General features: G+C 70.8%; 24 protein-coding genes, 1 tRNA gene and 1 pseudogene. 15 read left to right on the top strand and 11 right to left on the bottom strand.

Annotation, left to right across the window (positions count from 1 at the left end; genetic code table 11):
• Positions 1-77: 77 nt before the first annotated feature.
• The 5 genes from moaC (at position 78) to AB0D85_RS17380 (ending at position 3,411) form a co-directional block, all read left to right on the top strand.
• Positions 78-590 (top strand): cyclic pyranopterin monophosphate synthase MoaC, encoded by a 513-nt coding sequence (gene moaC, locus AB0D85_RS17360; RefSeq protein ID WP_362320502.1) that lies wholly within the window; start codon positions 78-80, stop codon positions 588-590.
• Entirely contained in the window at positions 587-1,123 is a 537-nt protein-coding gene (locus tag AB0D85_RS17365; protein WP_362320505.1) for a MogA/MoaB family molybdenum cofactor biosynthesis protein, read from the top strand. Before moaC ends, AB0D85_RS17365 begins: the two co-directional genes overlap by 4 nt.
• A 20-nt stretch (positions 1,124-1,143) precedes the next feature.
• A complete protein-coding gene (locus AB0D85_RS17370) occupies positions 1,144-1,755 on the top strand; it encodes a GNAT family protein (protein ID WP_362320508.1) in 612 nt (203 codons plus the stop codon).
• A gap of 186 nt (positions 1,756-1,941) precedes the next feature.
• On the top strand, positions 1,942-3,234 hold the full coding sequence (gene glpR / locus AB0D85_RS17375) for a gephyrin-like molybdotransferase receptor GlpR (RefSeq protein ID WP_362320511.1): 1,293 nt from the start codon (positions 1,942-1,944) through the stop codon (positions 3,232-3,234).
• A 103-nt stretch (positions 3,235-3,337) separates the two neighbouring features.
• Positions 3,338-3,411: transfer RNA gene (locus AB0D85_RS17380), tRNA-Ala, on the top strand.
• On the opposite strand, the gene AB0D85_RS17385 is transcribed toward AB0D85_RS17380, so the two are convergent.
• On the bottom strand, positions 3,403-3,690 hold the full coding sequence (locus AB0D85_RS17385) for a hypothetical protein (RefSeq protein ID WP_362320514.1): 288 nt from the start codon (positions 3,688-3,690) through the stop codon (positions 3,403-3,405). The genes AB0D85_RS17380 and AB0D85_RS17385 overlap by 9 nt on opposite strands.
• 43 nt (positions 3,691-3,733) lie before the next feature.
• Here AB0D85_RS17385 and AB0D85_RS17390 point away from each other — a divergent pair, with 43 nt between their 5' ends.
• From AB0D85_RS17390 to AB0D85_RS17410, 5 genes are all read left to right on the top strand, one after another.
• Positions 3,734-4,642, top strand: coding sequence for an ABC transporter permease (locus AB0D85_RS17390; protein WP_362320517.1), 909 nt, complete (start codon positions 3,734-3,736; stop codon positions 4,640-4,642).
• Between the two features lie 43 nt (positions 4,643-4,685).
• The gene (locus AB0D85_RS17395; RefSeq protein ID WP_362320520.1) at positions 4,686-5,603 is read left to right on the top strand and encodes an ABC transporter permease; all 918 of its coding nucleotides are present in this window, start codon (positions 4,686-4,688) and stop codon (positions 5,601-5,603) included.
• Positions 5,604-5,680: 77 nt separating this feature from the next.
• Positions 5,681-7,261 (top strand): ABC transporter substrate-binding protein, encoded by a 1,581-nt coding sequence (locus AB0D85_RS17400; protein ID WP_362320523.1) that lies wholly within the window; start codon positions 5,681-5,683, stop codon positions 7,259-7,261.
• Positions 7,262-7,313: 52 nt separating this feature from the next.
• On the top strand, positions 7,314-8,336 hold the full coding sequence (locus AB0D85_RS17405; protein ID WP_362320526.1) for an ABC transporter ATP-binding protein: 1,023 nt from the start codon (positions 7,314-7,316) through the stop codon (positions 8,334-8,336).
• Entirely contained in the window at positions 8,326-9,309 is a 984-nt protein-coding gene (locus AB0D85_RS17410; protein WP_362320529.1) for an ABC transporter ATP-binding protein, read from the top strand. Before AB0D85_RS17405 ends, AB0D85_RS17410 begins: the two co-directional genes overlap by 11 nt.
• Here the strand turns inward: AB0D85_RS17410 and AB0D85_RS17415 are convergent.
• Both AB0D85_RS17415 and AB0D85_RS17420 read right to left on the bottom strand, forming a co-directional pair.
• A complete protein-coding gene (locus AB0D85_RS17415) occupies positions 9,288-10,205 on the bottom strand; it encodes a CoA ester lyase (protein ID WP_362320532.1) in 918 nt (305 codons plus the stop codon). The genes AB0D85_RS17410 and AB0D85_RS17415 overlap by 22 nt on opposite strands.
• A gap of 28 nt (positions 10,206-10,233) precedes the next feature.
• Complete coding sequence (locus tag AB0D85_RS17420) at positions 10,234-11,613, bottom strand: LLM class flavin-dependent oxidoreductase (RefSeq protein ID WP_362320535.1); 1,380 nt, start codon at positions 11,611-11,613, stop codon at positions 10,234-10,236.
• 154 nt (positions 11,614-11,767) lie between these two features.
• On the opposite strand from AB0D85_RS17420, the gene AB0D85_RS17425 reads away from it, so the two are divergent.
• Both AB0D85_RS17425 and AB0D85_RS17430 read left to right on the top strand, forming a co-directional pair.
• Positions 11,768-12,970, top strand: coding sequence for a CoA transferase (locus tag AB0D85_RS17425; RefSeq protein WP_362320538.1), 1,203 nt, complete (start codon positions 11,768-11,770; stop codon positions 12,968-12,970).
• 71 nt (positions 12,971-13,041) lie between these two features.
• Positions 13,042-14,499, top strand: a complete 1,458-nt coding sequence (locus AB0D85_RS17430) for an aldehyde dehydrogenase family protein (RefSeq protein ID WP_362320541.1) — start codon at positions 13,042-13,044, stop codon at positions 14,497-14,499.
• 87 nt (positions 14,500-14,586) lie between these two features.
• On the opposite strand, the gene AB0D85_RS17435 is transcribed toward AB0D85_RS17430, so the two are convergent.
• The 6 genes from AB0D85_RS17435 to AB0D85_RS17460 form a co-directional block, all read right to left on the bottom strand.
• Positions 14,587-15,522: a cyclase family protein gene (locus AB0D85_RS17435; RefSeq protein ID WP_362320544.1), complete on the bottom strand. Its 936-nt coding sequence runs from the start codon at positions 15,520-15,522 to the stop codon at positions 14,587-14,589.
• Between the two features lie 9 nt (positions 15,523-15,531).
• The gene (locus tag AB0D85_RS17440) at positions 15,532-16,458 is read right to left on the bottom strand and encodes an SDR family NAD(P)-dependent oxidoreductase (RefSeq protein ID WP_362320547.1); all 927 of its coding nucleotides are present in this window, start codon (positions 16,456-16,458) and stop codon (positions 15,532-15,534) included.
• Positions 16,458-18,098 (bottom strand): NAD(P)/FAD-dependent oxidoreductase, encoded by a 1,641-nt coding sequence (locus AB0D85_RS17445; protein WP_362320550.1) that lies wholly within the window; start codon positions 18,096-18,098, stop codon positions 16,458-16,460. The genes AB0D85_RS17440 and AB0D85_RS17445 overlap by 1 nt, the downstream gene beginning before the upstream one ends.
• On the bottom strand, positions 18,095-19,042 hold the full coding sequence (locus AB0D85_RS17450) for a hypothetical protein (RefSeq protein ID WP_362320553.1): 948 nt from the start codon (positions 19,040-19,042) through the stop codon (positions 18,095-18,097). The genes AB0D85_RS17445 and AB0D85_RS17450 overlap by 4 nt, the downstream gene beginning before the upstream one ends.
• Positions 19,043-19,314: 272 nt before the next feature.
• Positions 19,315-20,052 carry an SDR family NAD(P)-dependent oxidoreductase gene (locus tag AB0D85_RS17455; RefSeq protein ID WP_362320556.1) on the bottom strand — a complete coding sequence of 246 codons (738 nt, stop codon included), beginning with the start codon at positions 20,050-20,052 and terminating at the stop codon, positions 19,315-19,317.
• Complete coding sequence (locus AB0D85_RS17460) at positions 20,049-20,486, bottom strand: carboxymuconolactone decarboxylase family protein (RefSeq protein WP_362320559.1); 438 nt, start codon at positions 20,484-20,486, stop codon at positions 20,049-20,051. Before AB0D85_RS17460 ends, AB0D85_RS17455 begins: the two co-directional genes overlap by 4 nt.
• 374 nt (positions 20,487-20,860) lie before the next feature.
• Here AB0D85_RS17460 and AB0D85_RS17465 point away from each other — a divergent pair, with 374 nt between their 5' ends.
• A complete protein-coding gene (locus AB0D85_RS17465; RefSeq protein WP_362320563.1) occupies positions 20,861-22,330 on the top strand; it encodes an MFS transporter in 1,470 nt (489 codons plus the stop codon).
• 188 nt (positions 22,331-22,518) lie between these two features.
• On the opposite strand, the gene AB0D85_RS17470 is transcribed toward AB0D85_RS17465, so the two are convergent.
• Entirely contained in the window at positions 22,519-23,346 is an 828-nt protein-coding gene (locus AB0D85_RS17470) for a helix-turn-helix transcriptional regulator (protein WP_362320566.1), read from the bottom strand.
• Between the two features lie 101 nt (positions 23,347-23,447).
• On the opposite strand from AB0D85_RS17470, the gene AB0D85_RS17475 reads away from it, so the two are divergent.
• Positions 23,448-24,194, top strand: coding sequence for an SDR family oxidoreductase (locus AB0D85_RS17475; RefSeq protein ID WP_362320569.1), 747 nt, complete (start codon positions 23,448-23,450; stop codon positions 24,192-24,194).
• A gap of 21 nt (positions 24,195-24,215) precedes the next feature.
• On the opposite strand, the pseudogene AB0D85_RS17480 reads toward AB0D85_RS17475, so the two are convergent.
• Positions 24,216-24,305: pseudogene (locus AB0D85_RS17480) on the bottom strand (DNA-binding response regulator); the annotation flags it as partial.
• Between the two features lie 225 nt (positions 24,306-24,530).
• Here AB0D85_RS17480 and AB0D85_RS17485 point away from each other — a divergent pair.
• Entirely contained in the window at positions 24,531-25,280 is a 750-nt protein-coding gene (locus tag AB0D85_RS17485) for an NAD(P)-binding domain-containing protein (RefSeq protein ID WP_362320572.1), read from the top strand.
• Positions 25,281-25,339 lie beyond the last annotated feature (59 nt).

Genomic DNA, 25,339 nt, shown 5'->3' on the forward strand with positions numbered 1-25,339 from the left:
GCTTGCCGGTACCGTGTCGCGCACAGCAGGCCCGAGCGCCGCACCGCCACGGGCCCGGACCGGGAGCGCCACACAGCATGACTGAGCCCTTCCGGGGGGAGACCCCCGGACCCTCTGTGCCAGACCGACTGACGCACATCGACGACGCGGGCGCCGCCCGCATGGTCGACGTGTCCGGCAAGGACGTGACCGCGCGCACCGCCCGCGCCAGCGGACGCGTCCTCGTCTCGCCGCGGGTGGTCGAACTGCTCCGCGGCGAGGGTGTCCCCAAGGGCGACGCCCTCGCCACCGCACGTATCGCGGGCATCATGGGTGCCAAACGCACCCCGGATCTGATCCCGCTGTGTCACCCCTTGGCGATCTCCGGTGTGAAACTGGATCTGTCGGTCGCGGACGACGCCGTGGAGATCCTGGCCACCGTGAAGACGACGGACCGCACGGGTGTCGAGATGGAGGCGCTCACGGCGGTCACCGTCGCCGCGCTCACCGTGATCGACATGGTCAAGGCGGTCGACAAGGGAGCGGTCATCACGGACGTACGCGTGGAGGAGAAGACGGGCGGCAAGTCGGGCGACTGGAGCCGGGCGTGAACGCCGGGCCGTCCGCCGGCGGCGCGCCGCGCGCGCCGTATCGCGCGCTGGTCGTGACCGCCTCCAACCGCGCCGCCGCCGGTGTCTACGAGGACAGAGGCGGCCCGCTGGTCGCGGCGGGCCTGGAGGGCTTCGGATTCGCCGTGGACGGACCGCGGGTCGTGCCCGACGGCGATCCCGTGGCGGCCGCGCTGCGCGCGGGTGTCGAGGCCGGGTACGACGTGGTCGTCACCACCGGCGGCACCGGCCTCTCGCCCACCGACCGCACGCCCGAGGCGACCCGCGCGGTGATCGACTACGAGGTGCCGGGCATCGCCGAGGCCGTCCGCGCGTTCGGACGGGAGAAGGTGCCCACCGCCGCGCTCTCCCGGGGACTGGCCGGGGTGGCGGGCCGGACACTGATCGTCAACCTTCCGGGGTCCACCGGCGGGGTACGGGACGGCCTGGCCGTCCTGGAACCGCTGCTGGCGCACGCCGTCGACCAGATCCGCGGCGGCGACCACCCGAGACCGAGCAGTGGGGGTGCGAGCTGAACAGCCCGTCCTGGCCTGTCGTGCTGGTGGACGGCGATGTCGTCCTCCGGCCCATAAGGCTGCGCGACCAGCGGGCCTGGCGCGAGGTCAACCGGCGCAACCGCGACTGGCTGCGCCCGTGGGAGGCGACCATCCCGCCGCCCACGCCCAGCGGGCCGATAACGCACCGGCCGACCTACCGGCAGATGGTCCGGCATCTGCGGTCCGAGGCGAACTCCGGCCGCATGCTGCCGTTCGTCATCGAGTACCAGGGGCGGCTGGTCGGGCAGTTGACGGTCGCCGGGATCACCTGGGGGTCGATGTGCTCGGGACACGTCGGCTACTGGGTGGACCAGTCGGTGGCCGGCCGCGGGGTGATGCCGACGGCCGTCGCGCTCGTCGTGGACCACTGTTTCCGCGCCGTCGGTCTGCACCGCATCGAGGTCTGCATTCGCCCCGAGAACCGGCCCAGCCGCCGGGTCGTGGAGAAACTCGGATTCCGCGAGGAGGGGCTGCGGCCGCGTTATCTGCACATCGACGGCGCCTGGCGCGACCACCTCGTCTTCGCCCTCACCGCTGAAGAGGTGCCCGAGGGGTTGCTCGGCCGCTGGCAGCGGGCACGCTCCCAGAGCGGGTCGGGTAATCCCGCCTAGCCGAGGAAAATGGAATACGTGTTCGAAATTGATCGTTCGATGACCATCTCAGGGCATTGAATTCGCGGCTCCGGCGGTCTGCTGATCGCATCGGTCACAAAAAAAGCTCGAAATATCAGCCGGATCGTGCGACACACCGACGCAATTGGCAGATGGCCCCACGCAAACCCCTCTACCGTGTGAGGCGTGAGCAGCAGCGGCCTCATCTACGCAGTCATTGTCGGGGCCTGGGCCGCCTACTTGGTGCCGATGTGGCTCCGTAGGCAGGACGAGCTGAACGAGGCCCGTCCGACGGAACGCTTCAGCACCGCCATCCGGCTGCTGTCCGGACGGGCGGGGATGGAGCGCCGGTACGCCAGGGACCTGCGGGCGCGCTCCGCCTCTGAGGGGGAGCAGGACGCCGGTGATCCGGACGCCGTCACCGACTCGGTGGACGTCCGGGCCTTCGCCATGCCTCCGACCCGCCGTCAGGTCCGGGCGGACGTCCGCGAGGACGTCCGGGCGGAACGGGAGCCGGAGGCGCCCGGGCGGCAGGAACCGGCGCGTGACCAGGCGTCCGCGCAGGCGGCCAAGTCCCCGTCCGCACCGGCACGTCAACCGGGCGGCGCGTCCACCTCGGCGTCCGCGTCCGCCTCCGTACCCGAACCCAAACCGGGCTCCGCGCCCGCGCGCAAGCAGGTTCCGGTGGCACGGCGCGCGCCCTCCGCACAGGCGGCCGCGGCGCGCGCCCGGCGCTCGAAGGTGCTCGCGCGCCGTCGGCGTACCACCGTGTTGCTCTTCGTGGCGTTCACGCTGGGCGCGATCGTCGCCGCCGTCGGCGGGCTCGCCTTCCTGTGGGCGCCGGGCGTGCCCGCGGTCATGCTCAGCGGGTACATCGCCTACCTGCGCACGCAGGAGCGCCGGCGCTTCGCCTACCAGATGGACCGGCGGCAGGCCGAGGCCGCCGCACAGCGGCTGCGGGAGCGCCAGCCCCGGCGCCGCGCCCCCCTCGACCCGGGTGCCGTCGCCGACGAACCGGACGAGGGACCAGAGACCGGGACCGACCCCGGCCTGTCCGCGCTCGCCGCGGACCGGCGCGCCCTCGTCGAGCAGACCGACCACGCCGAGTGGGTCGACCAGCAGCGCGAGCGGCAGCGGCGGCCCGGGCACGGGGACAGCTGGGACCCGGTGCCGGTGCCCCTGCCGACGTACGTGACCGCGCCGGTCGCGCCGCGCGCCACCTCCGACGTGGACCTGGAGGCGCCCGACGCGTGGAGTTCGGCGCGGTCCAGTTCCGTCACGCCGGAGCAGGAGGCCAAGCCGGTCGCACCGGAGGCCGAGGCGGAGGAGGCGGCGCCCGCCGCCGACGACGACAAGCCCGCGGACGGCCGGAGCGACGCGCGCCGCGCGGCCTCCGCACGCCGGGCGCGCGAGCGCGGCCGCACGCCCCTGTTCGACCAGTACGAGGACGGCGACCGCCCGCGCGCGGCCAACGAGTGACCCCCGGACGGCGCGGCACGCCTCCCGGCACCCGGGTCCTGACCAGTCAGGGAACGGATTTCCAAGCACCCCGACGGGGATGCTAGAGTTTCACTCGTTGCAAGGGCCTGTGGCGCAGTCCGGTAGCGCACCTCGTTCGCATCGAGGGGGCCAGGGGTTCAAATCCCCTCAGGTCCACTGCAAACCGTTCCCGGCTTCGGTCGGGAACGGATCACGAGATCCCGTCCAGCTCATCGAGTTGGACGGGATCTCGTCGTTTTGGGGCTCGTCCGCCTCCAGGGCCGCCGGATGCCACAGCGCCTGACCCGCATCCGTCACCACAGGCACCGCTGCCGGAGTACTGGCGCGGGGTGCTCTGTCGTATCCCTGTGACCCCAAGATCTTTGCGGAATCCGTTCCGTTGAGCGGACGCACCGCGTCTGCCTGCTTCTGGCCGTCACCATGCTGGGCTGCCATTGCGCCACGAAGCCACCTGTGCCCTTCCAGAGAAGAGAGACGCATGGTGCTGAACGCCGCGAGACGCCTCCTGCACAGCCTCACCGTCCTCCTGCTGGTGACCATGGGGTCGGTGGCCCTCCTCAGCCTGGCACCCGGTTCGGTCGCGTCCGTCATTCTGGGAGAGAACGCGACACCTGGGTCGATCGCCCGTCTGAACGCGCAGTTGGGGATGGACCGGCCGCTGTGGAGGCAGTACGTCGGCTGGCTGGGGCACGCGGTCACGGGCGACCTCGGGACCTCGCCGGTGACCAACCAGTCCGTGGTCCAGGCGGTCCTGACCCGGCTGCCCGTCACCCTGGAACTGGCGGCTCTCGCCCTGGTCATCTCCCTGACGGCCGCCGTCGCGCTGGCCGTCCTGTCGGCGGCCCGGGAGGACACGGCCACGGACCGGGTGACCACCGCCTTCTCGTCGGTGCTGCTGTCGGTCCCGGCCTTCATCGCCGGTCCCCTGCTCATCTACGTCTTCTCCCTCCGCCTGGGCTGGTTCCCGGTGAGCGGGTGGTCCCACATGGGCGACAGCGGGCTCGCCGCCAACCTGCGCGGCGCCCTGCTCCCCGCCGTGGCCGTCTCGCTGACCGAGATCGCCTCCTTCCAACGGGCGTTGCGGTCCGATCTGGTCGCCACCCTGCGCGAGGACTTCATCGGTGCCGCGCACGCGAAGGGGCTGAGCCGGGGCTACGTCATGTTCCGGCACGCCCTGCGTCCGTCGTCGTTCTCGCTGATCACGCTCGCCGGCATCAACCTCGGCCGGCTGATCGGCGGCACGGTGGTCGTGGAGACCCTGTTCTCACTGCCGGGACTCGGCCAGCTCGTCGTCAGCTCGATCATCTCCCGCGACCTCGTACGGTGCAGGGGATCGTCGTCTTCGTCGTCGTGGTGTACGTGGTCGTCAACACGCTGGTCGACCTGAGCTACCACTGGCTGGACCCGCGCGTGAGGAAGGTGACCGCGGCATGACCAGCACCGAGCGGACAGCCGAGCAGGTGCCCGGACACGGCCCCGGTCCCGAAGGCGTGAACGACCGGGCGGCGGAACCCTCGGTGGCGGCGCCGCGTCGCAGCGGCTCGGTCCTCGTCCTCCTCGCCTACGCCTGGCTCCTCTTCATCGTCCTCGCCGCCGCCCTCGCCGACGTACTCCCACTGGCGCCGTACGGCACCCCCATCGGCGCGCCCCGGCAGACACCCACGCCGGGCTCGCTGGACCTGTTCCTGGGCACCGACCAGCTGGGCCGTTCGCTGCTGTCCCGCTGCGTCCACGGCGCCCGGGTCTCCCTCCTGGTCGGAGCCGGCGCGGGATTGCTCGGGGCGACCGTCGGCGCGGGCCTCGGCCTGCTCGCGGGGTACTTCGGGGGCAAGCTGGACGCGCTGATACAGCTGCTCGCCGACGTCATGCTGGCGTTTCCGCCGCTGATCCTGCTCCTCGCCCTGTCCTCGGTCCTGACCCCCAGCACGCCGACCATCCTCATCGGCCTCACCGTGCTCGTCGTCCCCACCTTCATCCGTCTGGCGAGGGCGAACACCATGTCCTGGGTCTCGCGGGAGTTCATCACCGCCGCCCGCACCCTGGGCGCGAGCCACCGACGGATCCTGGGGCGGGAGCTCGTGCCCAACCTGCTGCCCGCGCTCGGCGCCTATCTGCCGGTCGTGATGGCGGCGCTGATCGTGGCGGAGGGCTCGCTGAGCTTCCTCGGCATGGGAATCCCCCCGCCCACGCCGAGCTGGGGCGGCATGATCGCCGACGGGAAGGACTCGATCGGCGACTACCCGCACATGGTCTTCGTGCCCACCGCGTTCATCTTCCTGACGGTGTTCGCCCTGAACCAGGCCGGGGACCACCTGCGCCACCGGTTCGACCGGGGGCTGCGCGAATGACGCGCGGCCCCGGTTCCTCCTCCCTCGTGCCCGTTGAGCCGATCCATCCCTGACGCGCTTCCGACGAGAGGTCCACGATGATCCGTGCGAGAGGTTTCACGACCACAGCGGCCGCCGCGTCCCTGGCAGCCCTTCTGCTGGCCGCCTGCGGAGGCGGAAGCGGCGGCAAGTCCACATCCGGGTCGGGAGGCGGGGCATCGGGCAAGCCTGTCGCCGGCGGTTCCGCGAACGTCCTCACGCTCAGCGAATGGCGCACGCTCGACCCCGCCCTGAACGGCAACAACTTCGCGAGCGGCGCGATCGTCGGCAACGCCCTCTACGGGACCCTGCTGACCGACGACCCCCGGTCCGGCAGGATCCAGCCTTCGCTGGCCACCTCGTTCAACAGCGCTGACGGGGGCAGGACCTATGAGCTGAAACTGCGCGACGGGCTGAAGTTCACCGACGGCACGCCTCTCGACGCCGCGGCCGTCAAGACCAACTGGGACCGTATGCGCGCCCCCAGGACCGGGTCCCCGTACCTGGCCGACGCGTCGCTGGTCGCCTCCACCAAGGCACTGGACGCGAGGACGCTCCAGGTCAGGATGGCCGAGCCCGAGTCCCACTTCGCGGAGTCGGTCGTCACCACCTCGCTCAACTGGATCGCCTCGCCGACCGCGCTCGCCAAAGGCGCGAAGTCCTTCGACGCGCATCCGGTGGGCGCCGGCCCCTTCACCCTCAAGGAGTGGCGGCGCCAGGACGCCATGGTGCTGGCGAAGAACCCGGGGTACTGGGACGCTCCCAAGCCGTACCTGGACACCCTCACCCTGCGGGTCGCCCTCGACGCGACGCAGCGCCTCAACACGGTGACCAGCGGCGGCGCCGACCTCGCCGTCGAATCGAACTGGCAGAACCTCAAGAAGGCGCAGGACGCGGGGCTTTCGACGAACACCATGCCCCTGAGCGGTGGCACCTACCTGGCGTTGAACACCCGGCGGGCGCCCTTCGACGATCCCAGGGCGCGTGCCGCGGTCGCGGCGGCGGTCGACTTCGACGCGGTCAACACGTCGGTCTTCAACGGTGCCGGACAGATGGTGGACACCCTGTTCGACAAGTCCTCGGCCTACTATGCCGACATTCCGGTGAGCAAACCGGATCCGGCCACCGCGCAGAAGCTGTTCGACCAGGTCGCGGCGGACGGCAAAGCCGTCTCGTTCACGATCACCACCACGGCGTCCACGGAGAGCAAGGCGACGGCCGAGGCGATCCAGGCGCAGCTGAGCAGGTTCAAGAACGTCACCGTGAAGATCAAGGTCGTGGAGTTCGCCGAGTTCCTGACCCTGCAGACCTCGCACGACTTCGACGTCACCACGAGTTCCGCCGCCTTCCTCGACCCCGAGCCGAGGCTGTCGACCGCTTTCGCGAGTACCTCTCCGACCAACATGAGCGGGATATCCGACAAGCAGCTCGACGCGGCTCTGAACAAGGGGCGCACGGAGACCGGCGTGGACAAGCGCAGGGCGGCCTACGAGGAGGCCCAGAAGCGCCTGGTGGAACTCCACCCGGTGCTCTGGGTCAACCGGACGGCCGCCGGGGTCATCGCGGTCAGGGCCGTGGGCGGCATCGCGCAGTACGGCTTCGGCTCTCTTCGTCCCGAGCAGCTCTGGATCGGGCATTAGCGATTCCCGTACCGACTCCGCCGCCGTCCGGACGAAAGGTCGTGATGAGGTCATGCAGGGCACGACGAACGATCCGATTCTGGAAGTGCGCAATCTGCGTGCCTACATCGGGACGCCACGCGGAGTCGTCCGAGCGGTCGACGACGTCTCCCTGACGATCGGCGAGGGGCAGTCCCTCGGCGTCGTGGGAGAGTCGGGGTCCGGCAAGTCCGTGACGGCGAAAGCGATCATGGGCATGCTGCCGCGGAACTCCGGTTGCTCCGGCCGGATCCTCTTCCGGGGACGCGACCTGCTGGCCCTGCCCGCCAGGGAGCTCAGAAAGATCTGGGGGGCACGGATCGCCATGGTGCTCCAGGACCCGGGCCGGTCGCTCAACCCGGTCGTCCGGGTGGAGCGGCAGCTGACCGAGGGGATGCGACGGCATCTGGGTGTCGGGCGAACCGAGGCGAGGACCCGAGCCCTGGCGCTCCTCGACGAGGTGGGGGTACCCGATGCGGAACGGCGGCTGCGGAACTACCCGCACGAGCTGTCCGGGGGCATGCGGCAGCGAGTGATGATCGCGACGGCGCTGGCGTGCGAACCGTCGTTGCTCATCGCCGACGAGCCGACGACGGCGCTGGACATGACCGTCCAGCGCCAGATCCTCGATCTGCTGCGCCGCATCCAGCGCGACCGGGGCATGGCCCTGATGCTGATCAGCCACGACCTGGCCGTCGTGGCCGGGCGCACGGACCGTACCGCAGTGATGTACGCGGGCAGACTCGCCGAGGTCGGTACGACCCGCACGGTGTTCGCGGCACCGCGCCACCGGTACACCCACGCTCTGCTGGAGGCGGTACCCACCATCGACCACCCGCGGCACACTCCGCTGCGGCTCATCCCCGGAACCCTGCCGGATCCCGTCGACCCGCCGCCGGGCTGCCGGTTCGGTCCGCGGTGTACGGCGGCGGCCGCCGAGTGCCGTGCCCCCGGGCCCGTCATGACCTCGCTGGGCGACGACCATCGGGTGGCCTGCTGCGTTCCGGTCCCCTCCCCGGCCGCTCAGGGGCCTGGAGGTGAGTCCGTTGGCAGGTAGCGGGGACGCCCATCTGCGCGGTGGCGAGGCACTGCTGTCGGTCCGGGACCTGGTGGTCGAGTACGCCGGCGACGCCGGGGTCGTCCAGGCGGTGTCCGGCATCAGCTTTGATGTCCTGCCGGGTGACACCCTCGGAATCGTCGGCGAGTCGGGATGCGGCAAGTCCACCACGGGACGCGCCGTGCTGCGGCTGAACGAGCCGTCCCGGGGCACCATCGAGTTCCGTGGCGAACGGATCGACCGGGCGGGACCGGCCCGGCTGCGTGCCCTCCGGCGGGAGATGCAGATGGTCTTCCAGGATCCGGTGGCCTCCCTGAACCCGCGCCGTACGGTCAAGAACATCGTGGAGGAGGGGCTGGTCATCGGCGGGATGGCGGCCCAGGAGCGGGCGGCGCGGTCGGCCGCCGTCCTCGCGCAGGTCGGCCTCGACCAGGAGCGGTTCGCCGCGACGCTGCCCCGCCAGCTGTCGGGCGGCCAGGCGCAGCGGGTGGCCATCGCCCGTGCCCTGGCACTGGAACCCAGGCTGCTGGTCTGCGACGAGCCCGTGTCGGCGCTCGATGTCTCCGTACAGGCGAAGACGCTCAACCTGATCGAGGAGCTCAAGACCGCGTACGAGCTCACCGTGGTGTTCATCGCCCACGACCTGGGCGTGGTGCGCGCGGTCAGCGACGACGTGATGGTCATGTACCTGGGCAAGATGTGCGAGTTCGGTGACGCCGACCTCGTCTACGACCGCCCGGCCCACCCGTACACGCGGGCCCTGCTCGACTCGGTCCCGCTGCTCGACACCGAGCACGGTTTCGGCGGGCCGGCGCTGGAGGGCGACATCCCGTCGCCGCTCGCGCCACCGTCGGGCTGCCGGTTCCGGACGCGCTGCCCGTTCGCCGCGGAGCGGTGCGCCGTCAGCGAGCCGGAGGTGCGCCGGGTCCGCGAGGACCAGTACGTCGCGTGTCACTTCCCTCTGGACACGTGAGGGCCGGCCGCCCCGAGGACCTGCTCGGCCAGCTTCACATGGGCGGCGTCCACCAGCTGGCCGTCGACGCTCGTGGCACCGAGACCGTCCGCCTCCGCCGCGCGATAGGCGGCGAGGTTGCGCCGGGCACGCTCGATCTCGGCGTCCGTCGGCCGGAACACCCGGTTGGCCGTCTCGATCTGGGAGGGGTGGATCGCCCACTTCCCGTTGAACCCTAGGCTGGCCGCGGCGCGGGCGTCCTGCTCGTAGCCCTCCGGATCCCGGAAGTCCGGGTACGGAGCGTCGATCGCCGCTATTCCGGCGATCCGCGCGGCGGTCAGGACCCGCATCCGCGCGTAGTACCAGAAGTCGCCCGGATACGGCTCGCGCGGCCGGAAGTTGGTGTCCACCCGGGCGCCCTGGGACACCGACAGGTCTCCCGCGCCGAAGATCACGGCGTCCAGCCGGTCGCTGGCGGTGGCGATCTCCTCGGCGTGGGCGACGCCCGCCACGTCCTCGATCAGCACCTCCAGACGGATCCGCTTCCCGAGACCGATCCGCTCCTCGATCTGGGTGAGCAGGACGTCGACCCACCACACGTCCCGCGCGGCCGTGGCCTTGGGAACGATGAGGGTGTCGAGGTTCTCCCGGGCCCCCTCGACCACCTCGATGATGTCCCCGTACGCCCACTCGGTGTGGATCGAGTTGATCCGCACCGCGCGTGTCGTCGTGCCCCAGTCGAAGTCGTTGAGGGCCCGGACCGCCTTGCCGCGGGCCTCCTCGCGAAGGGCGGGGGCCACGGCGTCCTCCAGGTCGAGGAAGACCAGGTCGGCGTCGGAGGCGGCCGCCTTGGCGAACATGCGCTCGTTGGTCGCGGGCGTGGCCAGCTCGGACCGGCGCAGGGGCGGGGTGGACATCGGTTCTCCTGACATCGGATGCCGGGCCTCAGAGGGCCGGTGCCTGCGGGGTCCGCGCGAACACGTTCGCCGGCCTGTCGAGGCCCAGGTTCTCGCGCAGGGTCTTCCCCGTGTACTCCGTGCGGACCAGACCACGCGCGCGCAGTTCGGGTACGACCAGCCGGACGAAGTCCTCGAAGGCGCCGGGGAAGTGGGTGGCCGCGATGACGAACCCGTCGCAGGAGCGGGAGGTGAACCACTGCTCCATCTGCTCGGCGATCTGGGGGCCCGTACCGACGAACCGCGGTCCCTGGAGCAGGGTGGCGCGGTGGTTGGCCAGCATGCGCAGGGTGAGTGTGCGGTCTCCCAGATGCTTGCGGATGCCCTGTACGAGGCCGCGGATGCCGGAGACCGAGTCGATGAGCTCGTCGGTCACCACGTCGTCGAGGGAGTGCCCGGAGAAGTCGTGGTTGGTCACCTCGGACAGCAGCGTCAGGGACGCCATGGGGTGCACGAGATCATGCAGGAAGACGGACTCCTTCTCCCGGGCGATGGCCTCCGTCTCGCCGGCGATCGTGTAGACCATGGGCAGCAGGCGTACGGCGTCGGCGTCCCGCCCCGCCTCGGCGATCAGCTCCTTCTGCTGCTGGTAGTGCTCGCGCGCCAGCTCCTGGCTCGGGTCGCCGGTGAAGATCAGATCCGCCCACGCGGCCGCGAACCGACGGCCCCGGCCCGACTGGCCGGCCTGGATGATCACCGGCCGCCCCTGCGGGGTGCGCGGCACGGTCAGTGGCCCCCGCACGTCGAAGTACTCGCCGTGGTGGGCGATTTCGTGGACCCGCTCGGGGTCGGCGAAGACGCCGTTGACACGGTCGGCGACGATGGCGTCGTCCTCCCACGAGTCCCAGAGCCGGGTGACGACGTCGATGAACTCCTCGGCCCGGTCGTAGCGGGAGTCGTGCGCGATGTGCTCTTTCACGCCGAAGTTCTGCGCCTCGGCGTCGTTCACCGAGGTGACCACGTTCCAGGCGGCCCGTCCGCCGCTGAGGTGGTCCAGTGTGGCGAAGACCCGTGCCACGTGGAAGGGCTGGTAGTACGTCGTGGAGTAGGTCGCCCCGAGTCCGATGTGCTCGGTGGCGCCCGCGACGGCTCCGAGGACCGTGCTCAGGTCGAGCTTGACGGGGCGGGCGCCGTAGCGGACGGCGTCGGCGGGGGAGTCGCCGTGGATGGCGGGCATCGCCAGCCGGTCGTCGAAGAACAGGAGGTCGAAGGTGCCCTCCTCCAGGACCCGTGCGATCCGCTGGTAGTAGCGCACGTCCAGGAAGTCGCCTGCCGCACTGGGATATCGCCAGGAGCCCGAGTACACCGACACGTTGGAGGCCTGGAGGAAGGCGACCAGGGTCAGCTGGTCACGGCGGGGTATTGGCATCGGAGCCTCTCGTGACGTGACGGAAAGAGTGAACTCATCTACCAAATAACACCTGATGGATTCATGGAAGGGGGCGTGCTGTCAAGCGAGTGCTGTGGTAGCGTCGCGATCACGTTGTGAATTGTATAGATGATTTATCTATAGGTGTGCGGGGGTGCTCGTGGGTGAGGGACCGCTGACAGGTCTCCGTGTCATCGACGCCGCCACACTCGCCGCAGGCCCGCTGATGGCCACCTGGATGGGCGAGCACGGCGCCGACGTGATCAAGGTGGAGCAGCCCGAGGGCGGGGACCCGCTGCGCCAGTGGGGGGCGCAGAAGAACGGCGTCGGTCTGATGTGGAAGAGCGTCGGCCGGAACAAGAAGAGCGTGACCCTGAACCTGCGGCACGAAGCGGGGCGGGACCTGCTGCGCGAACTGTGCGGGCGGGCGGACGTGGTGGTGCTGAACCTGCGTCCGTCCACGTTGCGGAGGTGGGGGCTGGACTACCCGAACCTCGCGGCCGGCCATCCCGGGCTGGTCATGGTGCACGTCACCGGATTCGGCGCGGGCGGCCCCAAGTCGGACCGTCCCGGCTTCGGCACCCTCGGCGAGGCGATGAGCGGGTTCGCCCATCTCACCGGCACCCCCGACGGTCCGCCGACCCTGCCGTCCTTCATGCTCGCCGACGGGGTCGCGGGGCTGACCGCGACCTACGCGGTGATGATGGCGCTCTACCACCGTGACGTCCACGGTGCCGACGGCCAGCTCATCGACGTCAACCTGATCGAACCGCTGGCCCGCCTGCTGGAGCAGTCGGTGCTCACCCACGACCAACTGGGCACGGTCCCGGGCCGGACGGGCAACCGCTGGGACATCAGCGCGCCGCGCAACGTGTACCTGACCAAGGACGGCCACTGGCTGGCGATGTCCGGGAGCGCGCCCACGATCGCGAAGCGGGCCCTGGTGGCCGTGGGGCGCCCCGAGCTGACCACCGATCCCCGGTTCGCCGAGGCCCAGCAGCGGCTGCGGAACGCCGCCGAGATCGACGCGATCATGGCCGGGTGGATCCGGGAGCACACCCTGGACGAGGCGATGACCGTCTTCGAGGAGGCCGATGTCGCCGCCGCCCCGGTCTACGACGCCGAACAGCTCGTGGCCGACCCCCAGTTGACGGCACGGAACGTCTACCCGCGGATCCCGGACGGGGACCTCGGCTCCCTGCGCGTACAGGCCCCGGTACCCAGGTTCTCCGCGACGCCGGGCCGTGTCGACCACCTCGGCCCGGCCCTCGGCGAGCACAACGAGGAGATCTACGGCGGCCTGCTCGGGCTGGACGCCGGACGGCGCCGGGAACTGCGCGCACAGGGCGTGATCTGACCACCGGCCCGCACCACCATCCGGACCGTGTCGGACGGACCGTTCCGGCACGCGGCACCAGGAGGCACGGCATGAGTCAGCCAGGCGAGGCCGCGGGCGAGTCCCGGCAGGTGACCGAGTGCTTCATCGACGGCACCCCGGTGGCCGCCGGAGAGACCTACGACAACGTCGACCCCTCCACGGGACGCTCCCTCGGCGAGGTGTCGAGGGCCGGCCGGGAGCTGGTCGACCAGGCGGTCACCGCCGCCCGTGCGGCCCACCGGACCTGGCGTACGACCGCACCGGAGCAGCGCGCCGAACTGCTGTGCCGCCTGGCCGACGTCATCGCGGACCACGCGGACACGCTCGCCCGGCTCGACAGCGAGGACACCGGAAAACCGCTCTCCCAGGCACTCAACGACGCCCGGGTGTGCGCCCGTTACTTCCGCTTCTACGGCCACGCCATCGACTCCTACTACGGCCTGAGCATCCCGCTCCGTCCGGACCTGCACGCGTACACCCGCCGTGAACCGTACGGCGTCACCGGCCACATCCTGGCCTGGAACTACCCGCTGCAGCTCTTCGCACGGCAGGTCGCCCCGGCCGTGGCGACGGGCAACTGCGCGGTGGTCAAGCCCGCCGACGAGACACCCCGCTCGGCCGTCGCGCTGGCCCGGCTGGCCCGCGAGGCCGGCGTCCCGCGGGGCGTGATCAACGTCGTGACGGGGCTCGGTGCCGAGGCCGGCGCCGCACTGGCGGACCACCCCGGCGTCGACCACCTGGGCTTCGTGGGCTCGACCCGGGTGGGCTCCCTCGTCGCCGCCGCCGGTGCCGAGCGGGTGGCCCCCGTGACCCTCGAACTCGGCGGCAAGTCCGCTCACCTCGTGTTCGCCGACGCGGACGTGGAGAAGGCCGCACGGGTGGCCGCGAGCGCCATCCTGCAGAATGCGGGGCAGACCTGCTCCGCGGGATCGCGGGTGCTGGTCCACGAGAGCGTGCACGCGGAACTGGTGGAGCGCGTCGTGAGCCACTTCGCCGGTGTGTCGATCGGCCGCGGCCTCGACGACCCCGACCTCGGCCCGCTCGTCTCCCGCAAGCAGCAGGACCGCGTGCGCGGCTACGTCGAGGCGGCCGGCGCGGGCGAGATCCTGTTCGGCGGCACGATCGCCGAGCCGGACGGCATCACCGAGGGTGCCTACTTCAACCCCACCCTGATCGACGGAGTCGACCCGGCGTCCCCGATCGCCCAGGAAGAGGTGTTCGGCCCGGTACTCACCACCATGAGCTTCGCCACCGAGGAAGAGGCCGTAGCGCTCGCCAACGGCACCGACTACGCGCTGCTCGGCGCCGTGTGGACCGGCGACCTGAGCAGGGCGCACCGAGTGGCCGCGGACGTGGCCGCCGGGCAGGTGTACGTGAACACCTACGGCGCGGGCGGCGGTGTGGAACTTCCCTTCGGCGGCTTCCGCAGGTCGGGCTACGGCCGTGAGAAGGGCGTGGAGGCGCTGGACGCGTACACCGCGACGAAGACAGTCGTCGTACAGCTCTGACCGTACGGCCCGGGGAGCGTGCTCCCCGGGCCGCGGACACTTTTCGGAAGCGCCCCGCCGACTCCCCGGAAGTCGTCGTCGACCCGGCTACTTCAACACGATCGGAGTGACCGGGGAGCCCGCGGAGCCGGTCACCTTCAGGCCGGGCGCGCAGAACAGGCCCTCCCACACGCCGTCCTCCTCGCAGTCCGCCGCCAGGTCCTCGAAGTTGAACATCTCGCCGAGGGTGAGGCCCATGTCGCGGATCACGACCTGGTGGAAGGGGATCGTCGCGCCCTCGACCGGGCTGGGCCACACCTCGCCGGAGTGGTTGTCGATCGCCAGCGCGGCGACCTCGCGCTCGTACAGCCAGCGGCAGGTGTCCAGGCACGGGCCGGGCGCGTTGCCCAGGAAACGCTCCCGGTCGCCCTCCAGGAACCACTGGTAGGAGCCGGTGCGCAGCAGCACGATGTCGCCCGACTCGACCCGGACGCCCTGACGTTCCTCCGCGGCCAGCAGGTCGGCCTCGGTGATCTCGTAGGAGTCCGCCAGCCGGTCGACACCCTTCAGCCGGGCGATGTCCAGCAGGACACCGCGGGAGATCAGGCGGTCGACGGCATGGTGGAAGGAGTTGCGGCTGGCGCCCTGGAAGTTGTTGACCGCGGCGGCCGGCACGTTGTTGTAGAAGCGTCCGCCGTAGCCCGCGTGGGCCAGGCCGTCCCATTGGGTGGCCGCCTGCAGACCGGTGACGATCATGTCGTCGGCCGAGATCAGGCCGTCCGGCGAGAAGGCCGTGTCCGACGGCAGCAGCGTCATGACGTGGATGGGGTTGTTGCGGAAACCGCCGTTCTTGAAGGGGCCGTTCTGGTCGAAGGGCATGCCCAGGTCGAACGACTTGCCGGTGCGCACGAGCTGAGCGGCGGCGACCCGCTTCTGCGGAGTGACGAAGTTCAGCGTGCCGATCTGGTCGTCGTCACCCCAACGGCCCCAGTTGCTGAGCTTCTTGCCGAGCTCGTGGTGGGGCCAGACCTTGTCTTCACTCACAGTTCCTCCTCATCGGTGGGCCATGTAGTGGCTCACGCACTCCATGAGACTGGCGGGCACGTGGTAGTCGGAGCGGTTCTTGATCCGGTCCAGGTTCGCGACGACGTCCTCCACGGTCACCGTGTGGGGATCCGGCGGCAGGTAGCCGTCGGTGACGCCGACGAAGAGATGCGCGAAGCGTCCTGCACCCGCCAGGAAGACCTCTCCGCCGACATCGCAGACCTGGTGGGCGAGGTAGGCCGCCATCGGTGCCACCAGCGCCGGGTCCATCACGTCCCCGCCGCCGTGCCCCTGTTCCCGGAGCCGGTCCATGCCCTCCGAGGGGCCGCCGCCCATCCTGGTCATGGCGTTCGGGGCGATCACGTTGACCTTGATGTCGTGGTCCCCGGCCGAGACGGTCATGCTGCGGGCCATCCCGATGAGCGCGGCCTTGGCGGTGGCGTAGCCGAGGTTGTCCGGAAGACCGAACATGCCGATCGAGCCGGTGTGCACGATCCGGCCGTAGCCCTGCGCCAGCATGTGCGGCCAGGCCGCTCGCGAGGTGTGGAACGCGCCGCGCACGTGCACCCCGAGGTGGCTGTCGAGGTTCTCCGCGTCCATGTCGGGGAGCCCGGCGAACCGCACGTTGCCCGCGTTGTTGATCACGACGTCGATCCGGCCGAACGCCTCCACGGCCCGCTCCACCGGCCGGCTGCCCCCGTCGGCGGTGGACACGTCACTGGTGTCGGCGATGGCGGTGCCGCCGGCGTCGTTGATCAGGGCGGCCACGGTCCGGGCCGGCTGGTCGTCGGCGCCGACGCCCTCCATCGAGCCGCCCAGATCGTTGACCACGACCTTGGCACCGAGTTCACCGAGCAGCAGGGCATACGCCCGCCCGATCCCGCGTCCGGCGCCGGTGACGACCGCGACCCGGTCGTCGAATCGGTACTTCTGCATCACTGTGTCCCCTCGACGGGTGCGGCCGGTGTCAGGAAACCGGCGTACTTCGCCTCCAGCACCTCGCTGATCACCTCGCGCAGTTTCGGGCGGCCGCCGGGGTTGAGCAGGAAGCTGCGGGGTTTTCCGGCGATGTTGGCCCCGTAGAAGTAGCTGTGCTCGCCGAACGAGGAGTGGACGGCCAGCTCCGCGACCATCCGGTTCCAGCTCTCCTCGGTGTCGGCCGGCACCTCCATCACCCGGCTGCCGTGCTCGCGCATGTGGATGAGCGCGTCGGTGACGAAGTCGACCTGGTCCTCGGCGTACCTCGGGTTGTTTCCCGCCGCACCGTGCGGGCCCGCGGGGAAGAAGAAGTTGGGGAAGCCGTGGCTCATCACCCCGAGGAAAGTGCGCGGTCCGTCGGCCCAGTAGTCCTCAAGGGCCAGCCCGCCGCGCCCGCGCACGCCCATCCGGGTCAGCGCGCCGGTGCCGAAGTCGAAGCCCGACGCCCACACGACGATGTCGAACTCCCGCAGCCCGTCGGTGGTTTCGATGCCCTTCTCCGTCACCCGGACCATCGGCGTCGCGTGCAGGTCGACCAGCGACACCTTGGGATCGTTGAACGTCTCGTAGTAGCCGGTCACGAAGGGCGGGCGCTTGGCGGCCCAGCCGTGGTCCCGCGGGACGAGCCGTTCGGCGGTCGCGGGATCCCGGACGATGGAGCGGATCTTGCCGGCGAGGAAGGCGCACCAGTCCGCGTTGGCCGCCTCGTCCGTCAGCGTGTCCGCGTAGTTGCTGATCACCTTGGCGAAACCGGGGCTGTTCCAGACCCGTTCGTAGAACGCTCTGCGCTCTTCCTCGGAGTCCTCGAAGGCATTGCGCTCATGGCGCTCGTGCAGAAAGCCGCTGGCCGATTCGTGGAGGAGTTCGCGCAGGCGCGGGAAGCCGGCCTTCAGCCGGGCCCGCTGCCCCTCGGTGAGAGGCGCGTTGCGCAGCGGTGTGCACCAGTTCGCGGTGCGCTGGTAGACCGTCAGGGAGGAGACCTCGTCGGCTATCGCCGGGACCACCTGCACACCGCTGGAGCCGGTACCGACGACCGCGACCCGCTTCCCCCGGAAGTCGACGGGCTCGCCGGGCCACAGCCCGGTGTGATGGGCCACCCCCGTGAAGTCCTCCCGGCCCGGCACGTCCGGGAACGTCGGTGCGGACAGCACGCCGGTGGCCGCGACCACGTAGCGGGCGCGTGTCCCGGTGCCGTCCGAGGCACGGACGAGCCAGGTGGCCGTGGCCTCGTCGAACACCGCCGAGGTCACGCGGGCCCCGAACCGGATGCGGTCGCGCAGTCCGAGCCGGTCGACCGCGTAGTTGAAGTAGCGTTCGTTCTCCGCCTGTCCGGCGAAGCGCTCCTGCCACTCCCACCCCTCGAACAACTCCTTCGAGAACAGGTAGCCGTACGTGTAGCTCTCCGAGTCGAGCCGGGCGCCCGGGTACCGGTTCCAGTACCACACGCCACCGACACCCTGACCCGCCTCCAGGAGCAGGGTGGTGAACCCGGCCTCCGTGGCCCGGTGCAGCTGGTGGATCCCGGTCACTCCCGCGCCCACGACGAGCACCTCGACATCGATGTCGTCCGAGGCGGGGTCCGCGGCCCGCTGCGTCACCGCGAGCCCCGCGTGTCCCCGGGCGTCAGCGCGGTGGTGAACCCCCAGGGGACGCCCAGAGCGGTCTCCGGGTCCGTCACCAGAACCTCGTCGGTCCGGGTGCGCACCTTCACGCCCTGCGCTTCCAGGTGCCGGGAGACCCGGTCGAGATCGGCGACCTTCCAGGTGATCGCGTGGTAGGTGTCGTCCGGCGCCCCCGCACTCCAGTCGGCGTGCGCCGGGGTCCCGGCGTCGGGGACCGCGTACTCGAACACCGCGTCGGCGAGCCGCACATAGGTGGCGCTCGCGCCGAGCACCTCGTCCCGTCCCTCGTGGATGACGGTGCCGCCCAGGGCCTCGACGACCACGCGCAGGCCGCGCTCCGGGCGGTCGGTCAGGACGGTGTGGTGCGAGCAGCGCTCGATGCCGAGCGGGTCGTCGTCCGACACCGGCGGGACCTCCCAGCCGGGGGCGAGCCGGTGGTCGAGCGGGAAGGGGATCTGCGGCAGGAACTCGTAGCGCAGCCCGGCGCTCTCCGGCACCGTGAAGAAGATGGGCATCGGTGAACCGGGAGCCGTGGGCGGGTCGTCGCCCTCGGCGGGCTCGTCGAGCTGCCCCACCATGGCGACACCGGCCCCGCGCAGCGCGCGGTAGGCGTCGGCGATCCCCTCGACGTACCAGCCGAATCCCTTCAGATGCGGCTTGTCGACCGTGGCGTAACGCTGCACGCCGTCGAGCACGTAGCGCTTGGGGTCGATCATGTCGAAGAGGACGTCACTGATGGGCGTGAACGTCGAGTAGTCGGTCGGGTATCCCTCGCTCGCCGGGGCGTTGCGGGTCATCTCCGCCATCGGCCGACTGGGACGGCCGAACACACGCTGGAACCATGCCTCGCTCTCGCTGAGATCGGTCACGTGGTGACTCGGGTGGTACAGCCGCGTCACCCGAAAGCCTCCGTCGGACATGTCTGTGCTCCCTCCGTAGCGTGTTCTTCGGTACGTGAACGCCCTTCGTCACCAGGCGACGGGCAGTTCGTGGATGCCGCCAGCCGCCGGCGGACAGCCCTTCTTGGCGATGCCGGCGCTCAGCCTCGGGTCGGCGAGGACGCTGCGCCGGGCGGGGGTGCGAAGGGGCAGGCGCTCGACCTGGGCGCCGGGAAGTCGGGCATTTCGCCGGCGGCCGCGCTGCCGGGTGCCGTCTCGGTCATGGGTTTCCCTTCTCCAGCATGGCGGTGCCGTCACACCAGGTAGCGGCCGCCGTTGACGCTCAACGTCTGTCCGGTCACGTACGCGGCCTCCTCGGAGGCGAGGTACGCGACCGCGTGGGCGATGTCCTCCGGCCGGCCGGCACGCTTCATCGGCATGCTCGGGGCGAGGTCGTCCGGGTCGAACTGCTCCCGCAGCAGCGGGGTGTCGACGAATCCCGGCGGGACGTTGTTGACCGTGATGCCCTTGTCGGCGTACTCGATCGCGAGTGCCTTGGTGAAGCCGATGACCCCGCCCTTGGACGCGGCGTAGTGGGCCAGGGCCGGGGCTCCGGTCTGCGCGGACGAGGAGGAGATGTTCACGACGCGGCCCCAGCCCGCCTCCAGCATGTCGGGCACGAAGGCCTTCGTCACCAGGAACGGTCCCTTGAGATTCACCGCGAGCATCCGCTCCCACGTGTCCTCGGAGAGCTCCGTCAACGGTACGTAGTTGGTGATTCCGGCGTTGTTCACCAGGATGGTGACCGGGCCGAGTCCGGCGTGGGTGACAGCCGCCGAGGCGGCCACCGCCTGCGCGTCGGCGGCGTCACCGGCGACGGCGATCGCCCTGCCGCCCGCCTTTCGGATCGTCCCGGCGGTCTCTTCGGCGCCCGCGGCGTTCAGGTCCCACACGGCCACCGCCGCACCCTGCGCGGCGAGTACGGTCGCGATCGCGCGGCCCAGCCCGCGACCGCCCCCCGTGACGACCGCGTTCCTTCCGGCCAGGGTCATCGCCCCTCCTTCGCATCGTGCTGTTCCGGCACGCCCAGAGCCTTCCGCGCGGCCTTCCGTGCGGCCATCGCACGTGGAAAGCCCGCGTAGCCCGAGGCGTGGTAGACGACCTCGGCGATCTCGCTGTCCGTCAGGCCGTTGCGCTGCGCGATCAGGACGTGGCTGGCGAACTCCTCCTCCGCGCCCAGCGCGATGAGGACACCCAGAGTGACCAGGCTGCGTTCCCGTCGCCCGAGTCCCTCACGTGCCCACAGACCGGCCCAGACGCTGACCAGCCCGATCTCGACGAGATCCTCGCCGAGGGCGCCGTCCCGCAGGTCGATCCCGTCGGGCGGGGGAGCGGAGGACACGACCGAGAACATCGTCTCCAGGCCCAGTCGACGCAGGTCGGCGGAGGATTCCCCCGTGACGGCGCGATCGTCCTGGCCGCTCATGTCACAGAGCCTTGAGTCTGCTGCATGTGGCTGCGTCCTCTCCTCGCCTCCGTGGGGCAGGCATCGGTTGATGGCATCGCGTGCGGCCCGGGCCTGAGGCTCGCCGGGACGCTTACAGCTCACGTATTTAGATAGGTGAAATTAGCTATCTGTTTGGACCGTACGTCAGACGACCGGGCACGGGCAATGCCCCGGACCCGAGTCCGCCGAAGATTGCGACAGCGACGCTGCGCAGTGGTCCGAGCGCTACCCCGCAGGCCCGGATCCCGTTCCGCTCAGCGGTCTTCGCCGGCCCGGGAGCGGACCGTGGAGGTCACAGTGGGCGGCGCCGAGCGCGGGACACCGGACCGGCACAGCCGAGTGAGAGGACTGTGATGTCGTCGTCCAATGGGATCGCCCGGACACTCCGCCCGCAACGACCCGTCCCTCTGATCATCGCGGTACTCATACTCGCCGATGTCGTCAGCGCCTTCGAGTCGACGATGATGTTCAACGCCCTTCCGAAGATCATGGCGGCCTTCGCCGTCACGGCGGTCGAGGCCAGTTGGACGCTCACGGCGTTCGCTCTGGTCGCCGCCACGTCGGCAGCGGTGTGCGGACGTCTCGGCGACATGTACGGCCGCCGTACCCTGCTGATCGCCCTGCTCCTGGTCGCGGCGGTCGGGTCGGTCGTGAGTGCCTGCGCGGGCTCACTGACTGTCGTGATCATCGGGCGCGCGGTCCAGGGCGTCTCGGGAGGCGTGCTTCCGCTGTGCTACGGGATCATCCGGGAGAACCTGCCCGAGGAGCGTATTGCGATCGGGGTGTCGATGGTCGCGAGTGCCGCGATGCTGGCCGGGGCGGCCGGCACCGTCGTCTCCGGGCTCATCATCGACACACTGAGCTGGCACTACATCTTCGTCTTCGCCGCAGGCGTGGCCCTGGTCGCCGCCTTCTGCGCCCTGGCGCTGCCCCGGTCGGCGTTCACCGACAGCACGGCGCACGTGGACTGGCCCGGAGCCTTCCTGTTCGCCCCGGCCATCGCCCTTGTTCTGCTCGGCATCACCAACGCCCCCCGGTGGTCCTGGCCGGATACCCGTACCCTGGGCTCGATCTTCACCGGCCTGGTCCTCTTCGCCGCGTGGTCCTGGTGGGAGCTGCGTGCCGACAGCCCTCTGATCGACGTCCGTTTTTTCCTGGACCGCAAGCAGGGCCTGGCGCTGCTCGCGAACGCCCTGCTCTCCGCGGGGGTGTTCGGGACGACGGGCCTGGCGCTTCAGCTCCTGATGCAGACACCCACCAGTGCTCCGGTCGGCCTGGGCATGAGCGCCACGGCGGCGGGCACCGCGACCTTCTGCGTCACGATGCTCGGTTTTGTCCTCGCGCCCTTCAGCGGACGTCTCTCGCACCGCTTCGGAGGGCGTCGCGCGCTGCTCGTCGGAACCGTCTGCGGCGTCCTGTCCGCAGTGGCCCTCGCACTGCTCCACGACACCGTGCCGAGGATGATCTGTGCGATCGCCGTCCTGAACATCGCGCTTGTGTTCATGCTGACGTCGATTCCGAACCTGGTCGTCGAGGGTGTGCCGGCGGAGCACACGAGCGAGGTGACGGGTGTCCATGCGGTGGCCCGGACCGCCTTCTCCGGTGTCGGCTCGTCGGTCGCCACCCTCCTGCTGAGTCTTTCGACGGCACCCGGTACGCAGTTCGCGACCGAGGACGCGTACCGGAACGTGTTCCTCCTGGTCGGCGGCTCCAGCGCGGTCGGTCTCCTCCTGGCACTACTGATCGGAAAGGGCGGTGCCGGGCAGGCTCGCTTCCAGGAGCCACCGAGTGTGTCGTCGGCGGTGGGAGAGGGGCGCCTGTGACGGTGGACCCTGTGCACGAGTGCGGCACCAGCGGGCGGCCTACCGGCATGTCGCCGTCGCCGGTCCGGTGCGAGGGGAGCGAGGCGGCGCCGCTGCCGATGACGACGTCATCGCTGCCGTACGCGAGCACCGCCGGCCGAAGCGCGGCTGCGGGCGGTGCCGGCCGGGTCGGCCACGTGGGCTTCCGTTCAGACGGCCGTGGCGGCGAGACGGCTGAAGAGTTCCCGGGTCGTGGAGCCAGGCTCGGCGCAGTAGACGATGAGGCGTTGACCGGTCTCGGGGATGTGGAGTACCTGGCACTCGTATTCCAGTGGTCCGAAGGTGGCGGAGTCGATCTTCTTGATGATCCGGCGCCGCACCTCGACGTCATGGGCCGCCCACATGTCGGCGAACCGTGGTGAGGTGCCCAGGAGTTCGGTGACGAGCCCCTCGATCCCGCGGTCGCCGGGGTGGAGGGCGTAGGAGGCGCGCAGGTCGGCGACGGTCGAGCGGGCGAAGGTGATCGCCGACTCGTCGTCCCAGCGGTGGTGGTCGAGGGCCTCGCGGAACATCCAGCGGACGAGGTTGCGGTCGTCCTTCGGTGCCCGCACGACGCTGCTGATGAAGTGCTCCGCGAGCGCGTTCCAGGCGAGAAGCTCGTACTTCGCGTCGACGACGTAGGCCGGCACCTCCGGCATGCTGTCGAGGAGGCACCGCACGGCGGGGGTGAGTTCGCGGACCGGGCCGACGGCCGGGGGCGGGCTTTCGCCGGCGACGCGGAAGAGGTAGTCCCGCTCGTCGCGGGTGAGCAGCAGCGCCCGGGCCAGCGCGGAGAGCACCTGCCGGGACGGGTTCGGGCCACGGCCCTGTTCCAGCCGGATGTAGTACTCGATGGACATCCCGGCGAGTTGGGCGACCTCCTGCCGGCGCAGACCGGGCGTGCGGCGGCGCACACCGTCCGGCAGGCCGACGTCGCGGGGTTGCAGACGAGCCCGGCGAGCCCGCAGGAACGCCGCCAGCTCCGCGCGCAGGATCATGCCTCCATGCTGCCCCAGCCACGGCGGCCGTGGGTGGTATCGCCGGTACCAGCCTCACCGGGTCTCTGGTGGGCCGGGAACGGGCGCCGCAGGGTCGGGGCATGACACTGATTGCGCTGATCACCGGCGCCAACAAGGGCATCGGCTACGAGACCGCCCGTCTGCTCGGCGAGCGCGGCATGACCGTCCTGGTCGGTGCGCGGAACGAGGAACTCGGGGAGAAGGCCGCGTCGGCGCTGCGCGAGGGCGGCGTCGACGCCCGTTTCCTCGGGATCGACGTCACCGACGACGCGTCCGTCCGGCGAGCGGCCGACCACGTGGACGCCGCGTACGGACGCCTCGACGTCCTGGTCAACAACGCGGGCATCGTCGGCGACGTCGAAGGCGCCCGCGGCGGACCGAGCGCCGCCACCCGGGCCGCCCTGCGCCAGGTCTTCGAGGCGAACGTGTTCGGCGTGGTGGCGGTCACCAACGCCTTCCTGCCGCTGCTGCGCAACGCCGAGGCCGCCCGGATCGTCAACGTCTCCAGCGAGGTCGGGTCGCTGGCCTTCATGAGCGATCCGGAGCATCGGCTGTACGACCTGGCCACGATTCCCTACCCGGCGTCGAAGACCGCGCTGAACATGGTCACCGTGATGTACGCCAAGGAGCTGGGGGACACCCCGATCAAGGTCAACGCCGCCAACCCCAGCCACTGCGCGACCGACCTCACCCACCACACCGGCTCCCGCACGCCGGAGCAGGGCGCTCTGGTGAGCGTCGCGCTGGCCACACTGCCGGCCGACGGCCCGACCGGGCGGTTCTGGGGCGACGGCGCCCCGGCCGCCGACGCGGAACTGCCCTGGTGACTCCCGACGGGACGTGCGCGGGCTGTTGAGGTGGGCCAGTACGGCGAGGACCCTGCGGTGCCCGCTGTCGCCGGGCGGCAGGTGCAGCCTCAGGAAGACATCGCCGACGTGTGATCGCGGACGCGGCGGAGGCAGGAGCCAAGCACGTGCGGCGGGCGATTGTGCCGATCATGAGGTCCTGTCGAAGTACCCGTCCGCACAGCGGGACGGCGGGCGTGTCCCGCGCGCGGGCGGCGGTAGTTTCCCGTGCGGCGCGCCGCTCCCGGCACCAGGGAACCCGTTCCGTCCTCGGTCCGCGGCCGGGAGACAGGCCCGCCGCCGGAAAGGAGCACTCACGTGTCACCAGTCATCGGCCTGATCGGCGCCGGCCGGATTGGGAGCGCCGTGGCGAGGCTGTCGCTCGCCGCCGGGTTCGAGGTCGTCGTGAGCAATTCCCGCGGTCCCGCGACGCTCAAGGACACGGTGTCCGCGTGGGGTGAGGGGGCGCGGGCCGCGGAGGTGTCCGTCACCGCCCGCGCCGCCGACCTCGTTGTCGCCACCATCCCGCTCGGCGGCCACCGCGGTCTGCCCGCCGCCGATCTCGCGGGGAAGACCGTCATCGACACCATGAACTACTACCCCGAGCGTGACGGTCACATCGAAGAGCTGGACGACCGGTCGGTCACCTCCAGCGAACTGGTCCAGCGCCATCTGTCCGGCGCGCGGGTGGTGAAGGGCTTCAACAACATCGACTTCCGTCGGCTGGAGCTGCTGGCCCGCCCCTCCGGCGCCCCGGACAGAAGCGCTCTGCCCATAGCGGGCGACGACGACGGCGCGAAGACGGCGGTCGTCGCGTTCCTCGACCGGCTGGGCTACGACGCCGTCGACATCGGAGCCCTCGCGGAGAGCTGGCGCAGCGAGCCGCAGACCGACGTCTACGTCCGGCCGTACCTGCCGGACGTGCCGGACGGCATCACCGCTGCGGCGGATGTCATGAGCTGGTTCCTGCGGTGCGAGGGCCGGCCGCAGGGCCCGGAGCACGTGCGCCGGTTCGTGCTCGGCACCGCCCGTCGATCGCCCGCTGAGGCTCGGGAGGGTCTCGGCTGAGCACCACGTCCGGGTCCGGCCCTCGCACAGGAGGCCGGACGGCAACGAACCGAGGAAGG

The sequence above is a fragment of the Streptomyces sp. NPDC048277 genome (assembly GCF_040652235.1).
GTDB lineage: Bacteria > Actinomycetota > Actinomycetes > Streptomycetales > Streptomycetaceae > Streptomyces.

Excerpts from the sequence above, each read along its gene's own strand:
- AB0D85_RS17465 (WP_362320563.1), top strand. The coding sequence starts at position 20,861 with ATGTCGTCGTCCAATGGGATCGCCCGGACACTCCGCCCGCAACGACCC.
- AB0D85_RS17390 (WP_362320517.1), top strand. The coding sequence starts at position 3,734 with ATGGTGCTGAACGCCGCGAGACGCCTCCTGCACAGCCTCACCGTCCTC.
- AB0D85_RS17430 (WP_362320541.1), top strand. The coding sequence starts at position 13,042 with ATGAGTCAGCCAGGCGAGGCCGCGGGCGAGTCCCGGCAGGTGACCGAG.
- AB0D85_RS17440 (WP_362320547.1), bottom strand. The coding sequence starts at position 16,458 with ATGCAGAAGTACCGATTCGACGACCGGGTCGCGGTCGTCACCGGCGCC.
- AB0D85_RS17420 (WP_362320535.1), bottom strand. The coding sequence starts at position 11,613 with ATGCCAATACCCCGCCGTGACCAGCTGACCCTGGTCGCCTTCCTCCAG.
- AB0D85_RS17475 (WP_362320569.1), top strand. The coding sequence starts at position 23,448 with ATGACACTGATTGCGCTGATCACCGGCGCCAACAAGGGCATCGGCTAC.
- AB0D85_RS17450 (WP_362320553.1), bottom strand. The coding sequence starts at position 19,042 with ATGTCCGACGGAGGCTTTCGGGTGACGCGGCTGTACCACCCGAGTCAC.
- AB0D85_RS17405 (WP_362320526.1), top strand. The coding sequence starts at position 7,314 with ATGCAGGGCACGACGAACGATCCGATTCTGGAAGTGCGCAATCTGCGT.
- AB0D85_RS17395 (WP_362320520.1), top strand. The coding sequence starts at position 4,686 with ATGACCAGCACCGAGCGGACAGCCGAGCAGGTGCCCGGACACGGCCCC.
- AB0D85_RS17470 (WP_362320566.1), bottom strand. The coding sequence starts at position 23,346 with ATGATCCTGCGCGCGGAGCTGGCGGCGTTCCTGCGGGCTCGCCGGGCT.
- AB0D85_RS17415 (WP_362320532.1), bottom strand. The coding sequence starts at position 10,205 with ATGTCCACCCCGCCCCTGCGCCGGTCCGAGCTGGCCACGCCCGCGACC.
- AB0D85_RS17460 (WP_362320559.1), bottom strand. The coding sequence starts at position 20,486 with ATGAGCGGCCAGGACGATCGCGCCGTCACGGGGGAATCCTCCGCCGAC.
- AB0D85_RS17455 (WP_362320556.1), bottom strand. The coding sequence starts at position 20,052 with ATGACCCTGGCCGGAAGGAACGCGGTCGTCACGGGGGGCGGTCGCGGG.
- moaC (WP_362320502.1), top strand. The coding sequence starts at position 78 with ATGACTGAGCCCTTCCGGGGGGAGACCCCCGGACCCTCTGTGCCAGAC.
- AB0D85_RS17385 (WP_362320514.1), bottom strand. The coding sequence starts at position 3,690 with ATGGCAGCCCAGCATGGTGACGGCCAGAAGCAGGCAGACGCGGTGCGT.
- AB0D85_RS17400 (WP_362320523.1), top strand. The coding sequence starts at position 5,681 with ATGATCCGTGCGAGAGGTTTCACGACCACAGCGGCCGCCGCGTCCCTG.